Source organism: Chryseobacterium endalhagicum (assembly GCF_016745235.1).
Lineage (GTDB): Bacteria > Bacteroidota > Bacteroidia > Flavobacteriales > Weeksellaceae > Chryseobacterium > Chryseobacterium endalhagicum.
The window spans coordinates 246,583-271,767 of record NZ_JAELVM010000001.1 but is presented as its reverse complement, the minus strand read 5'-3'; the positions used below and the strand labels follow the sequence as shown (position 1 = coordinate 271,767).

Here is a 25,185-nt window from a genome sequence, read left to right as displayed (position 1 = left end):
TTGTATAAAAGTAAGTACAAATATACCTTTGTAAAAGAAAATAAACAACATTTAATATGAAAATTATTGTAACAGGTTCTTTAGGGAACACAGGAAAACCATTAGCACAGCAGTTAATTGCAGAAGGTCATGATATTACGGTGATCAGCAGCAGTGAAGCAAAGAAAGGTGAAATTGAATCTTTGGGAGCAAAAGCGGCAATCGGTTCTATTACCGATGTTCATTTTTTGGTAAAAACATTTGAAGGTGCAGATGCGGTATTTGCCATGACTCCACCTATTATGGGAGAAAGTAATATTGTTGAAAATACAGTTAACGCAGGGAAAAACTACGCCGAAGCTCTTGAAAAAGCATCTGTAAAAAGAGTGGTCATGCTAAGCAGTGTAGGTGCTGATTCTCCTGTTGAAAACGGGCCGATCAAGGGACTTCATCATATTGAAAAATTATACAATGAGTTGGAAAATACTTCAGTTACTTTTCTGAGAGCTGGTTATTTTTTCACTAATTTCTTCAATGATGTTCCATTAATTAAAAACGCAGGAATCCTCGGTGGGAACTACCCTGACAATGCAAATATTCCAGTGGTACACCCAACTGATATCGCTAAAGCGGCAGCTGAAGAACTGGTAAAAAATACATCAGGAAAAAATATCCGTTATATTGTGAGTGATTCACGTCCGTCTGCAGATTTTGCAAAAGTGTTAGGTTCTGCTATTGGAAATTCAGAGTTACCGTGGGTAGAATTTACCGATGAACAGTCTCTGGATGGAATGGTACAGGCAGGGCTTCCGAAAGAAATGGCAGAGCTTTATGTTGAAATGGGAAGAGGGATGAGAACCGGTGTCGTTCAGAAGGATTTTATAGAGCATGGTTCTGTGGTTGAAAGAGCGACTAAACTGGAGGATTTTGCTAAGGAATTCGCTGCTAAATTTGAAGCTTAACCTGTCTTGCTTATCATTTCACGCAAAGCAAAACAAAGATTTTTTTAAATGATAAAATTTTAAGGCAGACAAAGGCGCTAACGCTTATCAAAGAAATACAATGGCTTTGAGAAATACCTGTCCTTACTATTTTTTGCTTTCTGATTCAGTGGATGGCTATAAAAAGTTTCGGCGGACCTTTGGTCCGCCGAAACTTTTATTTTAAACAATTTTCAGAATTAATTTTATATCATATTTAAAATCAAGCCTTATTTCTCTTTCAACGTTTTCTTCAGAACTTTAATCTTCCCATCAATAGGCTGATCTATTTTTAAGTCTAATATTTTAGCGACCAGGGGATACACATTGACATTGGAAAATTCATTGATAACCAGATTATTCTTGAATTCAGGACCCCAGGCATAGAATGTAGCTTTCATTTCAGGGACAATTCTTGGATTGTAACCATGCTTTCCAATACTGGGTTTCCAGCCTTTTTCTAAAAATATTTTTGGAGCTTTCGGAATCAGAAGGATCTGTCCGATTCTCTGATATTGGTCATCTCTAGTGGCAAAATGTAAATATCCGGGAAGTTTTTTATCGAGATAAACCTCATAATCATCTGTTTTCGTGGCTTTCAGTGCTTTGTAAACAGCTTTAACTTCAGCCGGATTTTTCAGATATACCCTCACAAGCGTTTGGGAATTATAGATATCGAATCTGCTTTTATCCAGAAGCATGGCAGGAACTTCCAGAGGACTTCCGCCATCTACTTTAATCATCCCATGATCAGAAACGAAGACAAAGTTTACATTTTTTAACCCAAGAGCATTGACTTTCTGAACAAGCTCACCAATGGCATTATCAATCAGGTGAACTGCATTCTCTGTTTCCTGGCTATCCGGCCCGAAATGATGCCCGCTCCCATCCACTTCCGGAAAATACAGGGAAATAAAGTGCGGCCTTTTTTCTGCAGGCAGCTTTAACCAGTTGACTACTTTATCTACTTTTTCAGAAGGTTTAAATTTCTCGTGATACGGATAGTAATAAGAAGGTCTCATTCCTCCGGCATCGCTTGCAGAACCTACCCACATCAGGGAAGCAGCAACCATTCCCTGCTTTTCAGCCAACGCCCAAAGTGGTGTTCCTCCATACCAGCTTCCATCTTCAGCATTTTTTTTATCCTTCATGGAATAGGATTCTTTTCTCTTATAATCATAGAAAAAATTATCCACAAGACCATGATGTGACGGATAAAGTCCGGTAATTAAGCTCCAGTGGTTGGGAAAGGTAATACTGGGATAGCTTGGGATCATTCCTTCAGCCTGGACCCCGCCCGATGCTAATTTAAGAAGATTCTCCGCCTTATATTTTTTTGCATAATCATAACGGAAACCATCTGTAGAAATCATGATCACATAAGGTTTAGCCTGTACCTCAGCACTATTGGTACGGCCAGCCACAACTACCTGAGCCGTATCTATATTTGCCTGCTGGGCATACATTGCCAAAGAAAAAAACAGCAGCACAATTTGTATTCCTCGCTTCATTATCAAAATTTTCGACAAAGTTACGGTCTCTACAGTTCCCTGAAAAGTTTATCAGATTAAAAGTATATTAAAAACAGATTAAAAATTTAGTGGTGTCAGGAAGCCTGAAGATGGAAGTTTCTGAACCCGAAAGCATAACTAAAGCACATATCATTAAATTTCACGGTTACGGTAAAAACAAATGACCAACATTAACTTCCAGCCTCCCTCATCCATCTTCCAGCCCTCGGATTATTTAAGATTTTTCTTCATCTCAAACTGTGACACCCAATTTTTAAGGCCTAACGTTCTTTCGAGGAACGCTGAAGTATTCTGCGAACGTTCATCTACATTATTAAAAGACAGAGCCTGCCCTTCACAATCCTTCCCTATTCTGCAGAAAAGCTGTGTCCCGATCCCCTGCTTTCTGTAATTCTTATCAACGGCAATCTGGTACACTTTTTTAGCGGCAGGATTATAAATGGCATATCCTACAAGCATTCCGTTTTTATAAGCACCAAGGATTCTGCAATCTTTTCTGATTCCCTCCAGCACTTCAATCGAGCTCTGCCACGACGGTTCTATATCCCGGAAAGACTGAAACGCTTCCCATTGAAATGTTTCCATTTCCTTCACCTGTATTTCCGAATCTTTTTCTTTAAGATCAATGATTCCATTAAAACATAAAAGTTTACGAATGATTTTGAAGCCTAAATTTTCATAAGCCCTGATGGCAGCATCATTTCCTACAATCACTTCCAGGGTAAGTACATTATCATCCTCTCCGTTCAAAGACAGAACAATATGATCGTACATTTTTCTTACCAATCCCTGTCCCCGGTATTCCTTAATAACTCCCGTTCCTGCATTATAAATAATCCGCTGATGATTTTCCTCTTTTTCCGCACGCAGAATAAAACTCACCAACTTATCGGAATGGAATGCACCAACAGACAGATCCATATCTATTTTCTCTGTTGCGATTTTCGAGGTAAGCTGCTCCAGGGTGAGATGAAAAGGAACAACATAGTCCGAAAAAGATTCATTGAAAACCGATAAAAGTTCTTCTACGCCGGTATTTTTTAAGCTTCTGATTTCCATATATTTATTTTAAACCGTTCAGTTGATAACAAAGATATAAAAACCGTTCAGCCCCTTCACCAACCGTCATGATGAGATTTTTCAGCTTATTAAACAAAAAATGCCTCCGAAAATCAGAGGCATTGTATGAAGATTTATAAAAATTAACTGTAACTTATTCTTTGATCAGTTTTTCAAAAGATAAACTTCCGTCCTGTAAAGTGATCTCAAAATAGTAAATCCCCGGTTTCAGGTCTCTTACATTGATATTCTCTCCATCAGGCTTTACAGATTTCACTTTTCTTCCTGTTGATTCATAGATATCCACAGAATTTATTTTATCTGCATTTTTAAAGCTCACGGTTTCCTTAGCCGGATTCGGGTATAGAAGAATTGTTTTGCTTTCTGCAGCCGCTTCAGTAGTTCCTAATACCGCTCTGCTTAAAACTGCATAGCCTCTGTTAGAGGTTCCGAATCCATGGTTTGCAATGGTGGTGGTAGATCCTTTCGCATAGAAAATATTGATGGAGCTCGTATTATTGGTAAATACGGTATCTCCTGCCCCTCCTGCAAGCGATCTGGTAGCCACAATTGTTCTGGTTCCTCCTGAAGTAGTATTTGAAGTAATAGTCCAGTCTTGTACAGTATCAACGCTAGGAAATACTCCAATTCCGGCAAAAGAGTAATCAAGATTCGTGTTTGCTGTAGAATTGACGTTGTAAATAAATCCGTCCACTCCACTTCCCATTCCTCCGGTGGTTCCAGTTCCTCCAAAACCAACACCTAAATAGGACGTATCCGGCCCCGTAAGGGTCATAGTAACTGTGCTGGCAGTAGTGGTAAGCTTGATGGTCATCCCGGTCGATAAACTTACCGTTCCGGTTGTAAACTGCGCCCATGCCAGATTGGTCAGGGCTAAAGTAAGTGCTAGTAAAACTTTTTTCATTTTAATTTTTTAAGAGGTTGATGATTTCTTTGTTGTTAGTCTGTAAGGCGTATTCAAATGGGGTCATTCCCATAGAATCTTTTTTGGATTTATCTGCTTTGTGTTTCAGCAGCATCTCGATAAGCTCTTTATTCCCGAACTTTACCGCCCAGAAGAGGGGTGTATATCCGGAGACATCGGCAATATTCGGATCGGCATTCTTACTTAATAAATAGGCTGCCAGATCTTTGTTGTATTTCACAGAAAGTCCTGATAAAGCAGTTCCTTCCTGGCTTTTGTAATTGATATCTTTTACGTTATCTATCAAAAACTTAGCCACTTCCACGTTGCCTCTGTAGCATGCCAGGATAAGAGGAGAAAACCCACTCTCATTGGTTTTGTTGATAATATCCGGGTCCTGCTTCATGAGTTCTTTTACCTCGGTCACCGTTCCGTTTCTGGCGATGTCAAAAACAGATCTGGTTTTTTCCTGTGCCGATGCGAGAAAAAAGCTCAGAAAAAGATGGAATATTAAAATTATATTTTTCATTGTTTTACGAGTATATAATTATATTCAACATTCACATTTTCAGCGACCTTTTTCATCACCATTTTAGGAATGGTCACTTTATAGTCTGCAGGTCTGGCGACGAAACCTCCCTGTATAAATATCTTTCCATCTTTGGCGTATAGGGTTGCCGTAGAATTCACTGCTTTTTCAACTCCGTGGAAGTTCAACGTTCCCTGAACGGTATACTTCTGCGGTGAACCTGTAAGTTTGGATTTATCGAAATTTGTAACTTTTCCTTTAAAAGTAGTCTTTGGATATTTTGCCGTTTCTGCATAGCTTTCATTGAAATGTTCTTCCATTAATTTAGTTTTAAAATGAAAGTTTTTCACGGCAGAAACGGAAGCTATTTCTCCGTTGTCAGCATTGAAAACAACAATATTGCTGTCATCTTTTGCATACACATCTTCGAACAGCGGTACGGATGCTTCAAAGGTTACGCTGCCTGTTTTGGAACTGTATTTCTGGGCTGAAGCAAAGCCTGCGAAAAACAGTGTGGCACTTATTAATACTAATCTTTTCATATCAAATATTTTTAATTTTCTACTAGCCCGTCGGCTTTCCATTTTATGAAGGTATTGATCTGTGTCTGGGATAATGATCCGCCCTGAGGCATTTTTCCGAGATCTCCGTTGGGTCTCTGAATTCTGTCCAGAATCCCGTCAATATTATTTTTAACATCATTATAGGTTGTGAGAGGCTTAAAACTCGTTGCAGAATGACAGCCAATACAGTTGTTGTCTACGATGGTTTTCACCTCGGAATTATATTTCACAAGGACTGTAATGGGCGTGTTGTCTGAAATTTCCTCATAGGTCCTGCTGTCACAAGCGGTTAACAAAGCAGCTGATGACAATATATATACGATCTTTTTCATTTTAAAAAACTCTATAAAGATTAAACCCAAAGAAAATCTGACCTTTTCCCCACTTTCCTGTTGCATTGGACAGGTAACCGATATCCGAATTGAGCTGTGAATTGGTGAATAAAAGCTGGAAAACGTGTCCTCCGGTTTCTATATCAACACCTAATGACAATGGATTTTTATAAAAACTATGGTCATCAAAATTCACAAAATACTCTGCGTTGACAGAGATTCTTTTGGAGACTTTATATCTTCCGCCCAATCCTGCCAGAAACTGATTTTTGTCTTCTATTGCCGGATCGTAAAGGTTTTTATGAACGTACGAAGGGGTCAGCTGTAAAGAAAACTTATCATTGAATCTTCTTGAGATTAAAGCCTGGGTAAGATAGGAAAGCCTGTCGCTGAATCTGAGATGGGGATAATTGTCTTTGTCCAGATCTGTATTTAAAGCCAAAACATTGTAGCCCACAATATCCACCGGAACGTTCTCATTTTGTGACAACAGCTTATACTTTACTCCGCCTTCGAATGTTTTGAGGTTGGTTTCTCTCGAAAGACTTACCGAAACTTTATCGGTTACGCCATAGATTACGCCCAGTTTTGTAGAGGCATCATCAAGGCCAAAAAAGTTTTTGAATCCGGTACTTATATCTCCGAAACGGTGGGCAACCACGATATACCACTCGTTTTTAGCCGTAAGCTTGGTGGATTGTCCGGTGACAATCTGCAAGGCTTTAAATGCAGGTTGAGAAACTTCTGTAGTTGTTTTTAGTGTGTCAATATCCTTCAGCAGATCTTCCTGTGCAGAAGCGAGACCTGAAGCGAATACCGACAAAAATAAGAGAGTTTTTGTCATATGCAATATCAATTAAATTATGTTATGACAAACTTATCGAGTTATGAACTCAAAAACGTGTGATAAAAGTCACCGAACAAATTGTTTTTATCAATAATAAATATAAAAGCTTTAAAACATCATATATTAGAAAGGTCTAACATTTTCATTTACAGGGATTTTGATGCCCTCTTTGGTCTGCACGATTTCGCCTTCGTTTTCAACTTTTTTCAACACCCGGCTTATTACTTCTCTGGAAGTCCCTAAATTACTGGCAATTTCACGGTGTGTAATCTTTACAGGATTATTTCCGGTGATAGCAATCTGCTGCCTTATATAGCTCAGAACTCTTTTGTCGAGTCTGTGAAAGACAGCATCATTCACCATATTCATGACGTCTGAGAACCGTCTGTCATATTCATGGTAAAATATCCTGTTTATTTCCGGAAACTTCATGAGCCATTCCTGTATAACGGAAACCGGAATGAGGACCACTTCGGATTCTTCTTCCGCTACGGCGTATACTCTGCTGGTATAGTCTGTAAATATGGACGCGAAGGTCATCAGACAGCTGTCATTGGGTTTTATGTAGTAATAGATGAGTTCCCTGCCGTCGTTAAGGGTAAAAACTTTGATAGACCCTTTAATCAGGAAGGGTACATATTTGTTTTTTTGTCCTTCCCTTACAATCTCTGTTTTTGCTTTTATATCAGTAATAATTGCATTCGCGTACATTTCATTTAAAAAATCATCGCCCAGGAATCCAAATTTATTAAGAATGAATTGATTATTTACCATATCTGCTATATCATTTTCTAAAGCAAATATATAAAATTGCGGTATTGGTCTGCCACAAAAATAATATTCTTTAATAATCTCTATTAAAAACTTAACAATCGATTCATTAATAGGAATATTTTAAACTAAAATTAATGCTTAAACTTAATTTTATCAACAATAACAGTGTTTAGAATTCATGATTATCTGCAAAATCACCATAAAAAATGCCTCAGTAAAAACTGAGGCATCCTTATTTATAATAAGAAAAATCTTATGCTTGTACGTTGTTTCCTCCTAATACGAAAGGCTCAACTTCCTTGATTTCTCCGAACTGCTGCTCATAGTTAGCAATGTTCTGTTGAAGAGCAGATAATACTCTTTTAGCATGAAGTGGAGCAAGAATGATTCTTGATCTTACTTTAGCCTGCTGTACCCCCGGCATTAACTGGATGAAATCTACTACGAATTCAGATGGAGAATGGTTTACTAGAGCTAGGTTTGCATAAACTCCAGCAGCTACCATTTCATTCAATTCGATGTTGATGTTTCCGTCTTGTGGATTTTGATTGTTGTCCATTGTTATAAATTATGTTTTTAAAATTCAAAATTTGAGATTGTGAAAATATAAAAATAAATCCAAATCTCAAATTTCAAATCATTAATTTTAGTTAAGGTCTTCGAATTCTTTCTTAGAACCTACAATTACATTCTGGTATTCTTTAAGACCTGTACCTGCAGGGATTCTGTGTCCTACAATTACATTTTCTTTAAGACCACTCAGGAAGTCTATCTTACCAGCTACCGCTGCTTCGTTTAGAACCTTAGTGGTTTCCTGGAATGATGCTGCAGACATGAATGACTTGGTCTGAAGAGCTGCTCTTGTAATCCCCTGCAATACAGGCGTTGCTGTAGCAGGAAGTGCTTCTCTTACTTCAACTAAAGCCTGATCTTCACGTTTCAGCTTAGAGTTTTCGTCTCTTAATTCTCTTGCAGTAATCATCTGACCTGGCTTGAATTCTTTAGAATCACCAGCTTCCATTACTACTTTAAGACCGAATACTCTGTTGTTTTCCTCAAGGAAATCAAATTTATGCTCTAATGCACCTTCAAGGAACTGAGTATCACCTCCATCTACGATAGATACTTTCGTCATCATCTGTCTTACGATGATTTCGAAGTGCTTATCGTCGATTTTTACCCCTTGCAGACGGTAAACTTCCTGAATCTCATTTACCAGATATTCCTGAACCGCAGTTGGACCTTTGATTCTTAAGATATCGTCCGGAGTGATTGAACCGTCAGAAAGTGGCGAACCAGCTCTTACGAAGTCATTCTCCTGAACAAGGATCTGGTTGGAAAGTTTTACCAGGTAAATTTTTCTTTCACCCGTTTTAGCTTCCACAATAAGTTCACGGTTACCTCTCTTGATTTTTCCGTAAGAAACTACCCCGTCGATTTCAGTAACAACCGCTGGGTTTGAAGGGTTTCTTGCTTCGAATAATTCGGTAACTCTCGGAAGACCTCCGGTGATATCCCCTGCTTTTGCAGATTTTCTTGGGATCTTGATCAAGACTTTACCAGCCTTAATTTTTTCACCATCGTTTACCATTAAGTGGGCTCCTACCGGTAAGTTGTATGCTTTCTGCTCAACTCCTTTGGAATCTACCACCTTCAGGGTAGGTACGGCTTTCTTATTTCTGGATTCAGAGATTACTTTCTCTTCGAATCCTGTTTGTTCGTCAATTTCAAGCTGGAATGAGATACCCTGGATAATGTCTTCGTATTCAACCTTACCTGCAGTTTCTGCAATGATTACCGCGTTATACGGATCCCACTTACAGATTATATCTCCTTTCTTCACTTTATCACCTGGCTTCACTGCTAATTCGGAACCGTAAGGTACGTTAGCAATCATCAATGGTGTTCTGGTTTCGTTATCCGCTACCAATCTGAATTCCGTTGAACGTGAAACAACTACCTCAGCAGTTTTACCGTTTTCATCTTCAGAAGTAATGGTTCTTACTTCGTCCATTTCAACGATACCGTCTCTTCTTGCAACGATAGATGGGTTTTCTGAAACGTTACCTGCAGTACCCCCCTGGTGGAAGGTTCTCAACGTAAGCTGAGTACCTGGTTCCCCAATTGACTGTGCACCGATAACCCCTACAGCTTCACCCATGTGGATCATCTTACCAGTGGCAAGGTTTCTACCGTAACACTTCGCACAGATTCCTTTCTTGGTTTCACAAGTAAGCGGAGAACGAACTTCAACAGCTTCTAATCCTGCTGCTTCAATTCTCTTCGCCAATACTTCATTAATTACCTGATCTGCTTCAGCGATTAGCTCGTCTGATTCCGGATCGTAAATGTTATGAAGAGAAACTCTACCTAAGATTCTTTCGGAGATCTTTTCAACGATCTCGTCATTTTTCTTCAGTGCAGTAACTTCAGTACCTCTAAGCGTTCCACAGTCGTCCTCAGTAACAATAACGTCCTGAGCAACGTCTACCAGTCTTCTTGTAAGGTAACCGGCATCGGCAGTCTTAAGTGCGGTATCCGCAAGACCCTTACGGGCACCGTGGGTAGAGATAAAGTACTCCAGAATCGAAAGACCTTCCTTAAAGTTCGCAAGGATCGGGTTTTCGATGATCTCCGCACCGGTAGAACCAGCTTTTTGCGGTTTCGCCATCAAACCTCTCATCCCTGATAACTGACGGATCTGTTCTTTAGAACCCCTCGCCCCGGAATCAAGCATCATGTATACAGAGTTGAATCCACCTTGGTCAGATTTCATTCTGCTCATGATCATTTCAGTTAATCCAGCGTTGGTGTTTGTCCAAACGTCGATTACCTGGTTATAACGTTCTGTATCGGTGATAAGACCCATGTTATAGTTGGCTCTAATCTCGTCTACAGTTTCAATTGACTGAGCAATCATCTTTTTCTTCTCAACAGGAACTACAATATCCCCAAGTGAGAAGGAAAGACCTCCTTTGAATGCGTTTGAATATCCTAAGTCTTTCATTGCATCCAGGAACTTCACCGTTGTAGGGAAGTCTGTATCAGCAAGAATTCTACCGATAACGTTTCTTAATGATTTCTTAGTAAGAAGTTCATTAATATATCCTGACTGTTTAGGTACAATCTGGTTGAATAAGATTCTACCTACAGAAGTTTCGATCAGTCTTGTTACCAATTCTCCGTCTTCTTTAACCGGTAGTCTACATCTTACTTTAGCATTTAAAGATACTCTACCTTCAGCATAAGCAATTTCCGCTTCTTCAGGAGAATAGAATGCAAGGCCTTCACCTTTTACTTTCATATCTTCTGTAGAGCTCAATTCTTTGGTCATGAAATAAAGACCAAGAACCATGTCCTGAGAAGGTACAGTAATAGGAGAACCGTTTGCCGGGTTCAGGATGTTCTGAGACCCCAGCATTAGTAACTGAGCTTCAAGGATCGCTTCTGGTCCTAACGGTAAGTGTACCGCCATCTGGTCACCATCGAAATCGGCGTTGAATGCTGTTGTTACCAACGGGTGAAGCTGAATCGCTTTACCTTCGATCATCTTCGGCTGGAATGCCTGGATACCCAGTCTGTGAAGGGTAGGTGCTCTGTTCAATAGAACCGGGTGACCTTTCATCACGTTTTCAAGGATATCATATACTACAGGCTCTTTTCTGTCGATGATTCTCTTTGCAGATTTCACAGTTTTTACAATTCCTCTCTCGATCAGTTTTCTGATGATGAACGGTTTGTAAAGTTCTGCTGCCATATCTTTAGGAATACCACATTCGTGAAGCTGTAAGTTTGGACCTACAACAATTACGGAACGCGCAGAGTAATCTACCCTTTTCCCTAGTAAGTTCTGACGGAAACGACCCTGCTTACCTTTCAATGAATCTGAAAGTGATTTCAATGGTCTGTTTGATTCAGATTTTACCGCAGAAGATTTTCTTGTATTATCAAATAATGAATCTACTGATTCCTGAAGCATACGCTTCTCGTTTCTCAAGATTACTTCCGGAGCTTTGATCTCCAATAGTCTTTTCAGACGGTTGTTTCTGATGATCACTCTTCTGTAAAGGTCATTTAAGTCAGAAGTTGCGAAACGTCCTCCATCCAACGGAACCAATGGTCTCAGTTCTGGTGGTATTACAGGAAGCACACGCATAATCATCCACTCCGGTCTGTTGATCATTCTTGTATTGGCCCCTCTTAGTGCTTCTACAACGTTCAATCTTTTAAGAGCTTCAGTTCTTCTCTGCTTGGAACCTTCGTTGTGAGCTTTGTGTCTCAAATCGAAAGACAATGCATCAAGATCGATTCTTTTTAAAAGATCTTCCACAGCTTCAGCACCCATTCTGGCGATGAATTTGTTTGGATCGGAATCATCAAGATACTGGTTTTCCACAGGAAGGGTTTCCATGATATCAAGGTACTCTTCTTCTGTAAGGAATTCCATAGCATCGAAATCGGAACCGTCTAATTTTTTAGCAATACCCTGCTGAATCACCACATATCTTTCGTAGTAGATGATCATGTCTAATTTCTTAGAAGGAATTCCTAAAAGGTAACCGATTTTGTTTGGTAAAGAACGGAAATACCAGATGTGCGCGATAGGAACCACAAGACCAATATGCCCGATTCTTTCTCTACGTACTTTTTTCTCCGTAACCTCTACTCCACAACGGTCACAAACGATCCCCTTGTAACGAATTCTCTTGTATTTACCACAAGCACATTCGTAATCCTTTACAGGACCGAAGATCTTTTCACAGAACAACCCGTCTCTTTCAGGTTTGTGCGTTCTGTAGTTAATAGTTTCCGGCTTTAAAACTTCCCCTCTGGATTCCTGAAGAATGGATTCCGGTGAAGCTAAACCGATGGTTATTTTATTAAATCTACTTGATTTATTTTTATTTGACATTTTAATTTTGATTTAAAGATTTGTAGTTTTCATACCGACAGTTTCCAAACCTGTTCTGCTATGATGAGCTCTATATATAAAGTAGAGTATTGCGAATGGCAACACCGGAACAAAATAATTTGCCCCCTCCCATACTGTAAATTTGAAGCCTATTCTAAACAGGTCTGCTAAACCAATGGGTATAAAGAAAACACTAAAAGCAATCGTTATATTTCTCAACCAATCCACCAGATTATTCTGCTGTAATTTATTCATTACAAAATATAACGTACATATCAGGATTAAAGCACAGATAAGCATTAAAGGAGTTCCCATTATGACCTGAGCACGATGCATGAGATGCGCCGGCTGAAAATAATCATTAATAGAATAGAAATACCCATTCAAACCAATAAAAGTTATTAAACTGGCTGTAAGTATGATCCAACTATTCTTTTTATTATCTTTTCTTAACATAAAGAAATAAATGAAGGGAATAAAGAAGAATATCACTCTGGAAGTAGATATCAGCCCAATTAAAATCCCCATTAAAATACTTTTAAAAACTCCTTGTTCTTTTCTAAAATTCTCATATATGAGAATCATACAAGCTAAAAATCCTAAAGAAAATGCAGTTATATCATGTCCGTTAAAAAACAATTCCCAATATATCAACGCCATCATCAGTATGAACATAAAGCTGTTGGCTATATAGGTTTTATAGTATTTGGATATGAGAAATAACACTATGCATAAATAGAACGGATTTAATAAAAAATAACAATCAGACAATACAAATCCTGAATTCATTAATAACCAGCCTGGACCAGGACTTATAGGTTCTTTTGTAATCAGTTCTGTATCATAAAGCTTTCCTGATCCTTTTAAAGTTTCAACTGCCGTTATTACTGCGTCATCTGCTGTTGAACCATATTTTCCTGATTTTTTTCTTGCGTCTACCATAGGATAAATAAAATAATTAGCTACGGTAATAAAAATCAAAAAATACTTCCAAATAGCGAATTCAAAAATTTTAATATTCTTTTTATAATTAAAAAAAAGGAACAGAATAATATTTGAAACAGTTAAATAGGCTATTAAAACATAGATATTGGAAAACTTAAGTATTGACCTAAAGGAAGGAAACAACAGAATAATATTCATAAAAAGAAATATAAATATTCTACTGTTAAAAAAATCCTTTACGCTGTTCATACTTCCGAATGTCATTCTCAATTTAATGTTCTACTCCTCCAATCTTACGTCTAATCCAAGACCTTGTAGCTCGTGAAGTAATACATTGAATGATTCCGGGATACCTGGTTCAGGCATAGATTCACCTTTTGCAATTGCTTCATAAGTTTTCGCTCTACCAATCACGTCATCCGACTTCACTGTAAGGATCTCTCTCAGGATGTTGGAAGCTCCGAATGCCTCAAGAGCCCAAACCTCCATCTCTCCGAATCTCTGACCACCGAACTGAGCTTTACCTCCTAACGGCTGCTGAGTAATCAGTGAGTAAGGTCCGATAGAACGTGCGTGCATCTTATCATCAACCATGTGTCCCAGTTTCAGCATGTAGATTACCCCTACGGTAGCCGGCTGAGTAAATCTTTCCCCGGTTCCTCCATCATAAAGGTGAGTGTTACCGAATTTAGGAAGACCTGCTTTTTCTGTGTACTCAGTGATCTGATCAAGACTTGCCCCATCGAAGATCGGCGTAGCGAACGTCATTCCCAGTTTCTGACCAGCCCATCCAAGAACTGTTTCATAGATCTGACCGATGTTCATACGGGAAGGTACCCCAAGTGGATTCAATACGATATCTACCGGTGTTCCGTCTTCAAGGAATGGCATATCTTCTTCACGAACGATTCTTGAAACGATACCTTTGTTACCGTGACGTCCTGCCATTTTATCTCCTACGTTCAGTTTACGTTTCTTAGCGATATAAACTTTAGCCAGCTTCATGATACCTGCCGGTAGTTCGTCTCCGATAGAAATAGCGAATTTCTCACGGTTTTTAACTCCCTGGATATCGTTGAACTTGATTTTGTAATTGTGAATTAATTGTTTAACCAATTCATTCTTATCATTATCTACAGTCCAGTCTGCTCCGCTTACGTTTACGTAATCTTCAACTGAAGTCAGTAATTTATGAGTGAATTTCACACCTTTTCCGATGATTTCCTCATCAAGGTCATTGGTAACTCCCTGAGAAGTTTTACCGCCTACCAGTGTATTTAATTTTTCAATTAAAGTATTTCTCAACTCATCAAACTTAGCCTTGTAAGTGTTTTCAATTTCTTCAAGTTTAAGTTTTTCTTCAGTTCTTTTCTTTTTATCTTTAATGTTTCTTGAGAACAATTTTTTGTTGATCACAACACCTCTTAGTGATGAATCTGCTTTCAATGAAGCATCTTTTACATCACCGGCTTTGTCACCAAAGATTGCTCTAAGAAGTTTTTCTTCAGGAGTTGGGTCAGATTCACCTTTTGGAGTGATCTTACCGATCATAATATCTCCAGGCTTCACTTCAGCACCAATTCTGATCATACCGTTCTCGTCAAGATCTTTGGTAGCTTCTTCAGAAACGTTTGGAATATCTGCTGTAAGCTCTTCCATACCTAATTTGGTATCACGAACTTCAAGAGAATATTCATCTACGTGGATTGAAGTAAACCAGTCTTCACGTACAACTTTTTCGTTGATTACGATCGCATCCTCGAAGTTGTATCCTTTCCAAGGCATGAACGCTACTACTAAGTTTCTACCAAGAGCCAATTCTCCGTTTTCTGTAGCATACCCGTCGCAAAGTACCTGTCCTTTCTGTACCGTTTCACCTACTCTTACGTTTGGTCTTAGGGTAATGGTTGTACTCTGGTTGGTTTTTCTGAACTTAGTAAGGTTGTATGTTTTAGTAGCGGACTCGAATTGTACTAAATCTTCGTCGTCGCTTCTTTCATATTTAATCGTGATCTTATCAGCATCTACATATTCTACAAGACCTGTACCTTCAGCATTGATCAAAATTCTTGAATCTTTGGCAACCTGCTGTTCCAGACCTGTACCTACGATTGGAGCCTGTGGCTTCAACAATGGAACGGCCTGACGCATCATGTTGGATCCCATCAATGCACGGTTTGCATCATCATGCTCCAGGAATGGAATTAATGAAGCGGAGATACCGGAGATCTGGTTTGGTGCAACGTCGATAAGATTAACCTGAGACGGCTCTACTACCGGGTAGTCACCATCCAGTCTTGCAATAATTCTGTCTGTTAAGAATTCACCGTTATCGTTCAATTCTACGTTCGCCTGAGCAATTACTTTATCTTCTTCGTCTTCTGCATTCAGATAGATAGGGTCTGCAGTAAGATCGATCTTACTGTCTTCTACTTTTCTGTATGGAGTTTCGATGAATCCTAAGCTGTTGATCTTAGCATAAATCCCTAGAGATGAAATCAAACCGATGTTTGGTCCTTCCGGAGTTTCAATCGGGCAAATTCTTCCGTAGTGGGTATGGTGAACGTCACGAACCTCGAAACCTGCTCTTTCTCTTGATAAACCACCAGGCCCTAGTGCAGAAAGTCTACGCTTGTGCGTGATCTCTGAAAGCGGGTTGGTCTGGTCCATGAACTGAGAAAGCTGGTTGGTACCGAAGAACGAGTTGATTACTGATGTTAATGTCTTAGCATTTACAAGGTCAAGCGGAGTAAAGATTTCGTTATCTCTAACGTTCATTCTTTCCTTGATTGTTCTTGCAATTCTTGAAAGACCTACCCCGAACTGTCCTGCCAATTGCTCACCAACAGTTTTAATTCTTCTGTTTGATAAGTGGTCAATATCATCCACCTCAGCCTTAGAGTTTACAAGCTCAATCAAGTGTCTTACGATGGCAATGATATCTTCTTTGGTAAGAACCTCAGTGGTAGTCGGGATATTAAGACCTAACTTTTTGTTTAGTCTGTAACGTCCTACTTCACCTAAAGAGTATCTCTGCTCAGAGAAGAATAATTTTTCAATGATTCCTCTTGCTGTTTCCTCATCTGGCGGATCTGCATTTCTTAACTGACGGTAGATGTACTCTACTGCCTCTTTTTCAGAGTTGGTAGGGTCTTTCTGTAATGTATTCTGGATGATAGAGAATTCATTGCTGTTTTCTTTGTGAATCAGGATAGATTTCACTCCAGCATCAAGAATAAGATCTAAATGTTCTTTTTCAAGAATAGTTTCTCTGTCCAGGATGATTTCGTTTCTTTCGATAGAAACTACTTCACCTGTATCTTCGTCTACGAAATCCTCGAACCAAGTGTTCAATACTCTCGCAGCCAATGTTCTTCCTTCCACTTTTTTAAGGGCAGCTTTAGAAACTTTCACTTCTTCAGCAAGGTCGAAGATCTGAAGGATATCCTTATCAGATTCGTACCCGATGGCTCTTAAAAGGGTAGTTAATGGTAACTTTTTCTTACGGTCGATATACGCGTACATTACGCTGTTGATATCAGTTGTAAATTCCATCCAAGATCCTTTGAAAGGGATAATTCTTGAATAGTAAAGCTTGGTTCCGTTAGCGTGGTACGTCTGTCCGAAGAATACACCAGGTGAACGGTGAAGCTGCGTAACAATAACTCTCTCTGCACCATTGATGATGAAAGATCCACTAGGCGTCATGTAAGGAACCGGGCCTAAATATACATCCTGAACCACAGTCTGGAAATCCTCGTGCTCAGGGTCTGTACAATACAATTTAAGTCTTGCTTTAAGAGGCACTGAATACGTCAATCCTCTTTCCACACACTCGTCAATTGAATAACGTGGAGAATCTACCAGATAATCAAGAAACTCCAATACAAATTGATTTCTAGAATCAGTAATTGGGAAGTTTTCCTGGAAGGTTCTGTATAAACCTTCGTCTGTTCTGTCTTCTGGAAGGGTATCAAGCTGGAAAAAATCTCTGAAAGACTCTAACTGGATGTCCAGGAAGTCAGGAGTGATAATTTTTCCTTTAGCTGATGAGAAGTTAATTCTCTGATTCCCCCTTGTTGTTGCTGTTGTTTTACTCATAAAACTTTTAAGAAAGGGTTAAAAAATATTTTGATTTATTAAAAAATATCAGAAGAAGACAAAAAGAAAAAAGAGAAAGAGAAAAGAATAAGTGAGAAAATTTTGGCGCAATTATCGGTCTTTATTCTTTGTTCTTTATTCTAAAAAGTCTTTGATCTAACTTCTAACTGCAACACTGGTATATCTTTTCACAGCGTAATGCAAAATATTTTTATTACTTTTGAGGCAGATTAGCCGCAGTATCTATATACAAGAAACCTCTTTCATTAATTTCCATGAAAGAGCTGATTTTCAATATTTTATAGATTTACAAACAATTATTCGCGCCAAAAGAGGGACAAAGGTACAAAATTCTATTCACACAGGCAAATAAAACCTCTTCATTTTGAGATCATTAAACTATAATAGCGTCAGAAAGCCTGAAGCCCGGAGAGGAAAGCTATAAAAGTATAAAGATATCAATACAACCAGATTCTATTATTTTCTTTAAACAGCTTCAACAAATTTAAAGGCCATCATTTTATACAGCATCTAATAGTAACTTCCGTCTTTAAATCATTAAATTCTAACTTCTTAATCCAAACTCTGCATTCAAATAAAAAAGGCTGCCCTTGCGGACAGCCTTTCCTTATAGAAAATATGAAAATTATTTTACAATGATTTTGTAAGATTTCACTGTTGATTTTGTTTCTATCTTCACAATATAAATACCCGTTGGTAAAGAAGCCGTATTGATTTGGGCATTACCTGAGAATTTATCTGTTCTGATCATCTGACCCTGAGCAGAGAACAATGAATATGTTCCGCTCTCTTCAGACTTCACATTAAGGTTTTCACCTGATTTTACCGGGTTCGGATATACTTTGATATCGTTAGCTACCGTAGCAACTTCTGAACCGGTAAGACCTTTAGCAGCATTCATTTGTCCGTTTTTCAACAGAGCAGCGTAAGGTGAAAGTGGAGAACCAGGTGCTCCTCTTCTTACAAGGTCTGTATCTACAACTGCCTGAATACCGTCTTTCTCTTTATCATCAATTCTTGAGATGAATCCTGCTCCGAAATCATCAAGGTTGTCTTTACCGATTGCATAAAGATCAAACTGAGATCCGTCAGAATCAAGATCGATAAAGTCTGGTCTGTCATCTCCGTCAAGATTTCTCAATGGATATTTCAATACTCCTGAATCCGGAGAAGTTTCCAATATATCAGCAATACCGTTTGTTCCTACTGCAACGTTGCTGTCAATAATTCCGTTACGGTCTGCATCAATCTGGCTGATTACTGAATTCGGGATACCTGATTCGAATAAATCTAAAATACCGTCGTTATCAGAATCAAGATCAAGATAACTTGCAATTCCGTCTCCTAATACCTCTACAAGACCTAATACTCCTTCTGTATCATCATCTTCAAATTTCCCGTTTTGGTTAAGATCTTCCAAAGCATCAGGAATTCCATCATTATCAGAATCAAGGTCACAAGCATCCATGATACCGTCTCCGTCTGTATCCAGTGTAGGCGATTTATCATTTACCGCAGTACATCCTTCCGCACAGTCAGGAATACCGTTTCCGTTTAAGTCAATACTGTCGTTACCGTTCGGACACTGATCAAAGCAGTTAGGAACACCGTCATTATCATCATCCTTGCTTGCAAATGCATTATAGATGTTATAATTCTGAGGGAAACGAACCCCTGTACCGCTGTAGAATGTAATTTTCATACGGTTAAATGGTTTCGTCGCTTTTCCTCCTACATAAAACTTATTAGAATCTGTAGTGAAGAAGTTTCCACTGATCAAGCTTCCTGTACTTGTGAAGCTATCCGTCTGAGTATTGTTGTTATAAAGGGTAACTGTAATGTTTTCAAGAACACTCACCCCAATAAGGTTCGCTGCTTTTTCTAATGTAAATCCTGCATAAGTATTGGCAGGAAGTAAAGTATTGCTGCTTACTGTAGCGTATGCAGAGAAAATACTCAAGAATGAAGCTGCAGGAATAGTTGCAGTTGCATAATTGGAAGTATTGCTATCCACAATATTCCCTGGGTTTACCATTTTAGCAAGGATAAGGCCTAAAAATCCGGGACCGGATGTCCAGTTAGTTCCTGTTACCAGGTTACCGGGAATGGCAGAACCGCTTGTCTGAATTTTATCATTACAGTCGCAAGATGTTGGCTCTTCAAATGCATAATATACTTTTAAAGATCCTAAGTTCACCCCTAAAGTTTGGGTTACTTTCAAACGAACCTCGTTAAAAGGTTTAGTAGAAGTAAGGGTTACTTTCTGTTTTCCTGTACCAAAACCTAAAACTTTAATGTTGATCAAGCCACCACCATCTGATAATGTTCTTGAATCCTGAAGCTTACCATATAAATATGTTTCTACCGTAATATTTTTAAGGAATTCTGCGCTTAAAAGCTTTCCTTCATCATCCGGAGAAATTACAAAACCAGTTTTGTTTCCAGCCGGATATACCTGGTTTTTATCCAAAACTCCTACTGAGTAAGACCCAAGAAGACCTGCAGGCAATACGATAGATCCGTAAGAGTTTTTATCTCCATCTCCTATTCTTTCTCTGTTCTGAACATATGAAAGCGGAGCAAGGAAACTGCTGCTTCCGGATACGTTACCGTCTACACCGCTTCCCGCAATAATGTCATCACAGATCCCGTTAGTATCCACAGGAACTTTAGCAGGATCGAAAGCGAATGCATAATATACATTCATTGCACTGAATATAGACAGTACATTGGTTTGGTACAATCTTACCTCGTCAAATTCTCTTGTTGTTCTTAAATGCAGGAAAATTCTGTTTTTACTTCCCCCGAATGCCGGAACAGACAGTAAAGTACTGCTGGTCGTTGATTCCTGAAGAACTCCGTTTTTGTATGTACTGATTCTCAATGAGCTCAATAAATCTACTGTAATGAAGCTCGTTCCAAGGTCTACGTTAAAACCTGTGATATATCCTGCAGGATATGTTGTGTTTTTGTTCTTTACGGAAATTCCGTTTCCACTCAAAAGGGAAGCAAAATTCCCCATGCTTACGCTGTTGTCCAGATTAGCATCCACTACCGGATTCATACTTCCGTTGTAACATGCCAGGCAGATTCCCGAATTATTTACAGGTCTTGCTTCAACCCCCATCCCTCGGATAGGTTCGTAGCCCTGCTGCGCGAATACTGACACTGACATCATTAACACCAGAAATACTGACGCTAATTTCTCGAATAATTTTCTTGTCATTTTTTCTATTTGTTTTTTTATTAAGGTTGTTTTTTTAATTAGTAAAGAGCTTTCCAGTTGGTCCCGTTACAGCCTTCGTGAACTTTGGTTGTAGAATTGTAACGGATAGATCCTTCCATTGCTGCAGTACATGAAGCATTAGCTGCTGAAGCAAAACCTTTCATCTGGATTGCTGCTCCTGCTGCTCCTGCTGTAGCAGCCGGAACCATATTAATCCCTAACACAGTATCTGTTGCATTGGCAGGACTGAAAAAAGCATGCACTTTATTGGCATATACCGATTGATCACCTGCCGCTTTTGCTCCAATTCCTATAGCTACAGAACGGTCCTGGGTTACTTCATTATTGCTTCCCATTGCGAATCCGTTCACGTTGGTAACATTATTAGCCCCGAAAGCAAAACCTCCGTTTGAAGAATCATTGGAATATCCTAATGCAACCGCAACGGAATTACCTGTTTTATTTAATCCTCCAATCGCAAAATTATTGGTAGACAACGTTGAGTTTCCTACCCCAAACGCTTTTCCACCTCCAGCTACTATGTTGGCTGATCCAATTGCAACAGCAGGAAAATTAGCCGCTGAAGCAGTTGCTGTATTTCCTCTACCCAATGCGATGTTGTTTGAAGTAGCGTTAATGGTATTTGTATTTCCCCATGAAAGAGTGGAAGCAGCTTCTCCCCCTCCAGTAAGAGCTCCTGCCTGATCAAGGACGGCATGAACTTTATTGGCTGTGATCACCACAAGATCAGCAGCTCCTTTTGTTCCCAGATAATTCCCGGAAACCGGTGCAGCTGCCAAAACTTCTGTGCTGGTCGCTATTTCACCTGCTGCATTTCCTTTCACCTGCCATTCCGTGCCGGTCTGCTTCTGCCACAACGCTCCGTCAAAATAGTAATATCCGGGAGTTGTAACGTTCACAGTCTGTGCTGACGGCGCGATGTCTGCCAGTGTTACATATACCAGGGCACCAGTCTGGCCTGTACCATATGTTTTTTTATTCAGCTCTGTTTCTGTAAGTCTGGGAGCGATAATCCCATCCATTCTAGTTGTAATTGAAGGAGATCCTACAACATCAAGGGTTGCCTGTCCCTGATTCGTATTAATTCCTACTTGTGCGCTTGCTCCAAAATACAAGGAAAAAGCTGCGAGTGTCAATAATCTGTTTTTCATTTCTAGTGATATTTGTCTTTTTTTGTGTGTGTTTTTTTAAAAGAAATATGAAGGTTCTTTTTCACTCTGGCAATGAGTGGAAAAAATGTGTTTTTTTCGTTGAAATAAATAGATTGTAAGCTTGCTTACCGTAGTTTAAGATAATTTATCCGGAAAATCTATAATAAAATTAAAGCCTTCCAGAATTTGAGTATTATCCAAAGAATGCATACCCGTCTTATGATGTATCTCAATTTCAAGATCTTTATACAATGACTTCATGTATTCCTGACTGAGATATAATTTAGAAGACGTTAAAGCATACAAATAATCCGAACCATTACCTACTTGTGCGTTATTGATATATTTAACCTGTTTAGCTTCCTGGGTATATACTGAGAAAAAAGCCTTCTCTGCGTTTTGTTCTCTATAGATATAAGTTTCCTGGGAAAGTGTACTGGCGGCCGGAACGGATGATTCCGTAGTATTATTTACGATTGTGCTCTCATTGGAATAACCGTAATAATCAGTCCTGTTTTGAAAACAGTGTGTTTCATCGGAACAGCAGGCTGACACAGTAGTTTTCTTTACTGCTGAATAGGTCATACTGATGTTTCCAATCTGCAATGCAGCCAGCATACTGATACAATATGCTACGGCAGAGCCATAGAAGATAAAGTAACTTCTTTTCAAATTATGTGTGTGTTTTTTTTCGGTACAAATATAGTAATTTTTTAATCAAAACAATATTCTAATATTAAATTTTAATATTAAATAAACAATTCTATGAATAATAAATATTTTATTATGTTAAATTTTACGAAATCAACAATTATATTTAAATATGAAATGATTTATATTAAAGATATTCGAATACCAATATCGAATATGCTTGATTTTCAGCTCTGTATGAAAACAAAAAAAGCCCGGACATTACTGTCCGGGCTTCTTATTTTATAGTAAATTGAAATTATTTCAATTCTACTTCAGCACCAGCTTCTTCTAATTGCTTCTTAAGAGCTTCAGCTTCGTCTTTAGAGATACCTTGTTTGATTGGAGCAGGAGCACCATCTACGATATCTTTAGCTTCTTTAAGACCAGCACCAGTTAAATCTTTTACCAATTTAACGATAGCCAATTTAGAAGCACCAGCAGACTTAAGAATTACATCGAATTCAGTCTTTTCTTCAGCAGCTTCACCACCACCTGCAGCAACAACTACAGCAGCAGCAGCTGGCTCAATTCCGTACTCATCCTTAAGGATAGTAGCTAATTCGTTTACGTCTTTTACAGTTAGGTTTACTAGCGTTTCAGCTAAATTTTTTAAATCTGACATTGTTGTAATGTTTTTGTTGATTATTTATTTAATTTTTTGAGAGTAATTATTCAGCAGCTGGCGTTTCGTCAGTGCTTTCTGCAGCAGGAGCTTCTGGAGCCGCCTCAGCAGGAGTTTCTTCTACAGCAGGTGCAGCAGCTTCTTCAGCTTTAGCTTCTACTGTTTCAGGTTTGTTTTGAAGAGCAGAAACAACTCTTTGAATTGGAGACTGAAGTAATCCGATGATTTCACCGATCATTTCTTCTCTAGACTTGATGTTAGCCAATGCATCTAGATTGTTGTCACCAACGTAGAAAGTTTCCTGAAGGTAAGCAGATTTTAAAGCCGGCTTGTCTTCTTTCTTTCTGAATCCTTGGATTAGTTTCGCAGGAGCATTAGCAGTTTCAGCAACCATCAATGCAGAGTTTCCTTTGAAAGTTGGGAACATTTCAGAGAAATCTACTCCGTCAATCTGCTCCATTGCTTTTTGTAAAAGTGTATTTTTTACAACTTTTACTTTAATATTTTGTTTGAAAGCCTGTCTTCTGAAGTCAGATGACTTTGCAGCGTTCAAACCTTCTAGATCTGCTACATAAACTACTTTAGCATCCTGAAGCAAATCTTTGATCTCTTGTATTGCTACAACTTTTTGGTCTTTTGTCATTGTCTTAAGGATTTATATTAGTTAACAGATTTAGTATCAATTGCAATACCAGGGCTCATTGTAGAAGACAAATAGATGCTCTTTACATAAGTTCCTTTAGCAGCAGTAGGCTTCATTTTGATCAAAGTCTGGATCAATTCCTGAGCATTTTCCTTGATTTTAGCAGCATCGAAAGATACTTTACCAATACCAGCGTGGATAATACCGTATTTGTCAACTTTGAAATCAATTTTACCTGCTTTTACTTCAGTTACTGCTTTACCAATTTCCATAGTTACAGTTCCTGATTTAGGGTTTGGCATAAGACCTCTTGGACCTAATACTCTACCTAATGGACCTAATTTACCCATAACAGCCGGCATAGTAACGATAACGTCAACATCTGTCCAACCTTCTTTGATTTTTTGTAAATATTCGTCAAGACCTACATAGTCAGCACCAGCTTCTTTCGCTTCAGCTTCTTTATCCGGTGTTACTAAAGCCAAAACTTTAACATCTTTACCAGTACCGTGAGGAAGAGATACTACACCTCTTACCATTTGGTTTGCTTTTCTTGGATCTACACCCAATCTTACAGCGATATCTACAGAAGCATCAAACTTTGTAGTGTTTACTTCTTTTACAAGAGCAGAACCTTCTTCAAGGTTATAGATTCTTCCTTTTTCTACTTTGCTTAAAGCTTCCTTTTGCTTTTTAGTCAATTTTGCCATTTCTAATAGTTTTAAGCGTTAAAAGTTGGTTTAGTTCCTGTTACTCTTAATCCCATAGATCTAGCAGTACCTGCAACCATAGAAACTGCAGAATCGATTGTAAAGCAGTTAAGGTCAGTCATTTTATCCTCAGCGATTTTCTTCACCTGATCCCAAGATACAGAACCTACTTTGTTTCTGTTTGGTTCTCCGGAACCTCCCTTGATTTTAGCTGCATCCATTAGCTGGATCGCTGCAGGTGGAGTTTTAATAACGAATTCAAAAGATTTGTCTTCGTATACTGTAATTACTACAGGTAAAACTTGCCCTGGCTTATCTTGGGTTCTCCCGTTAAATTGCTTACAAAACTCCATGATGTTCACACCTGCAGAACCCAATGCTGGACCTACTGGTGGAGAAGGGTTAGCTGCGCCACCTTTCACCTGAAGCTTTACCATTTTAAAGACTTTCTTAGCCATTTTTAATTTTTTTAGTTTGAATAATTAATGAGTTTGGAAGCATTTATTATTCAGCAGATTACCGACTCACATACAGTAAATCTACTTTTCGGACTGCAAAATTATGAAATATTTTTGAAATAGCAAATGGAATGTGTTGATTTTTAGAAAGAATTACAAATA

Annotated in this window: 20 protein-coding genes; 1 reads left to right on the top strand and 19 read right to left on the bottom strand. The window is 38.7% G+C overall.

Features of this window, described 5'->3' with window-relative positions; genetic code table 11:
• The first annotated feature begins 56 nt into the window (after positions 1-56).
• Positions 57-941 (top strand): NAD(P)H-binding protein, encoded by an 885-nt coding sequence (locus JET18_RS01140; RefSeq protein ID WP_202088599.1) that lies wholly within the window; start codon positions 57-59, stop codon positions 939-941.
• 248 nt (positions 942-1,189) lie between these two features.
• Here JET18_RS01140 and JET18_RS01135 read toward each other — a convergent pair whose 3' ends face one another.
• The 19 genes from JET18_RS01135 to rplK all read right to left on the bottom strand — a co-directional run bounded on the left by JET18_RS01135 (position 1,190) and on the right by rplK (position 25,023).
• Positions 1,190-2,470 (bottom strand): alkaline phosphatase family protein, encoded by a 1,281-nt coding sequence (locus JET18_RS01135; protein WP_202088597.1) that lies wholly within the window; start codon positions 2,468-2,470, stop codon positions 1,190-1,192.
• Between the two features lie 231 nt (positions 2,471-2,701).
• A complete protein-coding gene (locus tag JET18_RS01130) occupies positions 2,702-3,550 on the bottom strand; it encodes a GNAT family N-acetyltransferase (RefSeq protein WP_202088594.1) in 849 nt (282 codons plus the stop codon).
• A gap of 154 nt (positions 3,551-3,704) precedes the next feature.
• Positions 3,705-4,475 (bottom strand): T9SS type A sorting domain-containing protein, encoded by a 771-nt coding sequence (locus JET18_RS01125; protein ID WP_202088592.1) that lies wholly within the window; start codon positions 4,473-4,475, stop codon positions 3,705-3,707.
• A gap of 1 nt (position 4,476) precedes the next feature.
• Complete coding sequence (locus JET18_RS01120) at positions 4,477-5,004, bottom strand: ankyrin repeat domain-containing protein (protein ID WP_202088590.1); 528 nt, start codon at positions 5,002-5,004, stop codon at positions 4,477-4,479.
• Positions 5,001-5,546, bottom strand: coding sequence for a YceI family protein (locus JET18_RS01115; protein WP_202088588.1), 546 nt, complete (start codon positions 5,544-5,546; stop codon positions 5,001-5,003). The genes JET18_RS01120 and JET18_RS01115 overlap by 4 nt, the downstream gene beginning before the upstream one ends.
• Positions 5,547-5,557: 11 nt before the next feature.
• Positions 5,558-5,899 (bottom strand): lipoprotein, encoded by a 342-nt coding sequence (locus JET18_RS01110; protein ID WP_228728464.1) that lies wholly within the window; start codon positions 5,897-5,899, stop codon positions 5,558-5,560.
• 1 nt (position 5,900) lies between these two features.
• Positions 5,901-6,743, bottom strand: a complete 843-nt coding sequence (locus JET18_RS01105; RefSeq protein ID WP_202088584.1) for a DUF5777 family beta-barrel protein — start codon at positions 6,741-6,743, stop codon at positions 5,901-5,903.
• 126 nt (positions 6,744-6,869) lie between these two features.
• Positions 6,870-7,520 carry a Crp/Fnr family transcriptional regulator gene (locus JET18_RS01100; protein ID WP_202088582.1) on the bottom strand — a complete coding sequence of 217 codons (651 nt, stop codon included), beginning with the start codon at positions 7,518-7,520 and terminating at the stop codon, positions 6,870-6,872.
• A 253-nt stretch (positions 7,521-7,773) separates the two neighbouring features.
• Positions 7,774-8,079, bottom strand: a complete 306-nt coding sequence (locus JET18_RS01095) for a DUF3467 domain-containing protein (RefSeq protein WP_034723398.1) — start codon at positions 8,077-8,079, stop codon at positions 7,774-7,776.
• 87 nt (positions 8,080-8,166) lie between these two features.
• Positions 8,167-12,432, bottom strand: coding sequence for a DNA-directed RNA polymerase subunit beta' (gene rpoC / locus JET18_RS01090; RefSeq protein ID WP_202088580.1), 4,266 nt, complete (start codon positions 12,430-12,432; stop codon positions 8,167-8,169).
• Positions 12,433-12,444: 12 nt separating this feature from the next.
• Positions 12,445-13,374 (bottom strand): hypothetical protein, encoded by a 930-nt coding sequence (locus JET18_RS01085; RefSeq protein ID WP_202088577.1) that lies wholly within the window; start codon positions 13,372-13,374, stop codon positions 12,445-12,447.
• 282 nt (positions 13,375-13,656) lie between these two features.
• Positions 13,657-17,478 (bottom strand): DNA-directed RNA polymerase subunit beta, encoded by a 3,822-nt coding sequence (gene rpoB, locus JET18_RS01080; RefSeq protein WP_202088575.1) that lies wholly within the window; start codon positions 17,476-17,478, stop codon positions 13,657-13,659.
• A 646-nt stretch (positions 17,479-18,124) separates the two neighbouring features.
• Positions 18,125-20,725: a T9SS type A sorting domain-containing protein gene (locus JET18_RS01075; RefSeq protein ID WP_202088572.1), complete on the bottom strand. Its 2,601-nt coding sequence runs from the start codon at positions 20,723-20,725 to the stop codon at positions 18,125-18,127.
• A 38-nt stretch (positions 20,726-20,763) separates the two neighbouring features.
• Entirely contained in the window at positions 20,764-21,897 is a 1,134-nt protein-coding gene (locus JET18_RS01070; protein WP_202088565.1) for a hypothetical protein, read from the bottom strand.
• A 135-nt stretch (positions 21,898-22,032) separates the two neighbouring features.
• A complete protein-coding gene (locus tag JET18_RS01065; protein ID WP_202088555.1) occupies positions 22,033-22,569 on the bottom strand; it encodes a hypothetical protein in 537 nt (178 codons plus the stop codon).
• 277 nt (positions 22,570-22,846) lie between these two features.
• Positions 22,847-23,212, bottom strand: a complete 366-nt coding sequence (rplL, locus tag JET18_RS01060; RefSeq protein ID WP_202088554.1) for a 50S ribosomal protein L7/L12 — start codon at positions 23,210-23,212, stop codon at positions 22,847-22,849.
• Positions 23,213-23,258: 46 nt separating this feature from the next.
• Positions 23,259-23,855: a 50S ribosomal protein L10 gene (gene rplJ, locus JET18_RS01055; RefSeq protein ID WP_202088553.1), complete on the bottom strand. Its 597-nt coding sequence runs from the start codon at positions 23,853-23,855 to the stop codon at positions 23,259-23,261.
• A 17-nt stretch (positions 23,856-23,872) separates the two neighbouring features.
• Positions 23,873-24,565, bottom strand: coding sequence for a 50S ribosomal protein L1 (gene rplA / locus JET18_RS01050; protein ID WP_040997412.1), 693 nt, complete (start codon positions 24,563-24,565; stop codon positions 23,873-23,875).
• A gap of 11 nt (positions 24,566-24,576) precedes the next feature.
• Positions 24,577-25,023 carry a 50S ribosomal protein L11 gene (gene rplK, locus JET18_RS01045; protein ID WP_034723381.1) on the bottom strand — a complete coding sequence of 149 codons (447 nt, stop codon included), beginning with the start codon at positions 25,021-25,023 and terminating at the stop codon, positions 24,577-24,579.
• Positions 25,024-25,185: the final 162 nt, after the last annotated feature.

Excerpts from the sequence above, each read along its gene's own strand:
- JET18_RS01085 (WP_202088577.1), bottom strand. The coding sequence starts at position 13,374 with ATGGTAGACGCAAGAAAAAAATCAGGAAAATATGGTTCAACAGCAGAT.
- JET18_RS01115 (WP_202088588.1), bottom strand. The coding sequence starts at position 5,546 with ATGAAAAGATTAGTATTAATAAGTGCCACACTGTTTTTCGCAGGCTTT.
- JET18_RS01105 (WP_202088584.1), bottom strand. The coding sequence starts at position 6,743 with ATGACAAAAACTCTCTTATTTTTGTCGGTATTCGCTTCAGGTCTCGCT.
- rplK (WP_034723381.1), bottom strand. The coding sequence starts at position 25,023 with ATGGCTAAGAAAGTCTTTAAAATGGTAAAGCTTCAGGTGAAAGGTGGC.
- JET18_RS01110 (WP_228728464.1), bottom strand. The coding sequence starts at position 5,899 with ATGAAAAAGATCGTATATATATTGTCATCAGCTGCTTTGTTAACCGCT.
- JET18_RS01135 (WP_202088597.1), bottom strand. The coding sequence starts at position 2,470 with ATGAAGCGAGGAATACAAATTGTGCTGCTGTTTTTTTCTTTGGCAATG.
- rpoC (WP_202088580.1), bottom strand. The coding sequence starts at position 12,432 with ATGTCAAATAAAAATAAATCAAGTAGATTTAATAAAATAACCATCGGT.
- JET18_RS01125 (WP_202088592.1), bottom strand. The coding sequence starts at position 4,475 with ATGAAAAAAGTTTTACTAGCACTTACTTTAGCCCTGACCAATCTGGCA.
- JET18_RS01130 (WP_202088594.1), bottom strand. The coding sequence starts at position 3,550 with ATGGAAATCAGAAGCTTAAAAAATACCGGCGTAGAAGAACTTTTATCG.
- JET18_RS01140 (WP_202088599.1), top strand. The coding sequence starts at position 57 with ATGAAAATTATTGTAACAGGTTCTTTAGGGAACACAGGAAAACCATTA.
- JET18_RS01120 (WP_202088590.1), bottom strand. The coding sequence starts at position 5,004 with ATGAAAAATATAATTTTAATATTCCATCTTTTTCTGAGCTTTTTTCTC.
- JET18_RS01095 (WP_034723398.1), bottom strand. The coding sequence starts at position 8,079 with ATGGACAACAATCAAAATCCACAAGACGGAAACATCAACATCGAATTG.
- JET18_RS01070 (WP_202088565.1), bottom strand. The coding sequence starts at position 21,897 with ATGAAAAACAGATTATTGACACTCGCAGCTTTTTCCTTGTATTTTGGA.
- rplJ (WP_202088553.1), bottom strand. The coding sequence starts at position 23,855 with ATGACAAAAGACCAAAAAGTTGTAGCAATACAAGAGATCAAAGATTTG.
- rplL (WP_202088554.1), bottom strand. The coding sequence starts at position 23,212 with ATGTCAGATTTAAAAAATTTAGCTGAAACGCTAGTAAACCTAACTGTA.
- rpoB (WP_202088575.1), bottom strand. The coding sequence starts at position 17,478 with ATGAGTAAAACAACAGCAACAACAAGGGGGAATCAGAGAATTAACTTC.
- JET18_RS01100 (WP_202088582.1), bottom strand. The coding sequence starts at position 7,520 with ATGGTAAATAATCAATTCATTCTTAATAAATTTGGATTCCTGGGCGAT.
- rplA (WP_040997412.1), bottom strand. The coding sequence starts at position 24,565 with ATGGCAAAATTGACTAAAAAGCAAAAGGAAGCTTTAAGCAAAGTAGAA.
- JET18_RS01075 (WP_202088572.1), bottom strand. The coding sequence starts at position 20,725 with ATGACAAGAAAATTATTCGAGAAATTAGCGTCAGTATTTCTGGTGTTA.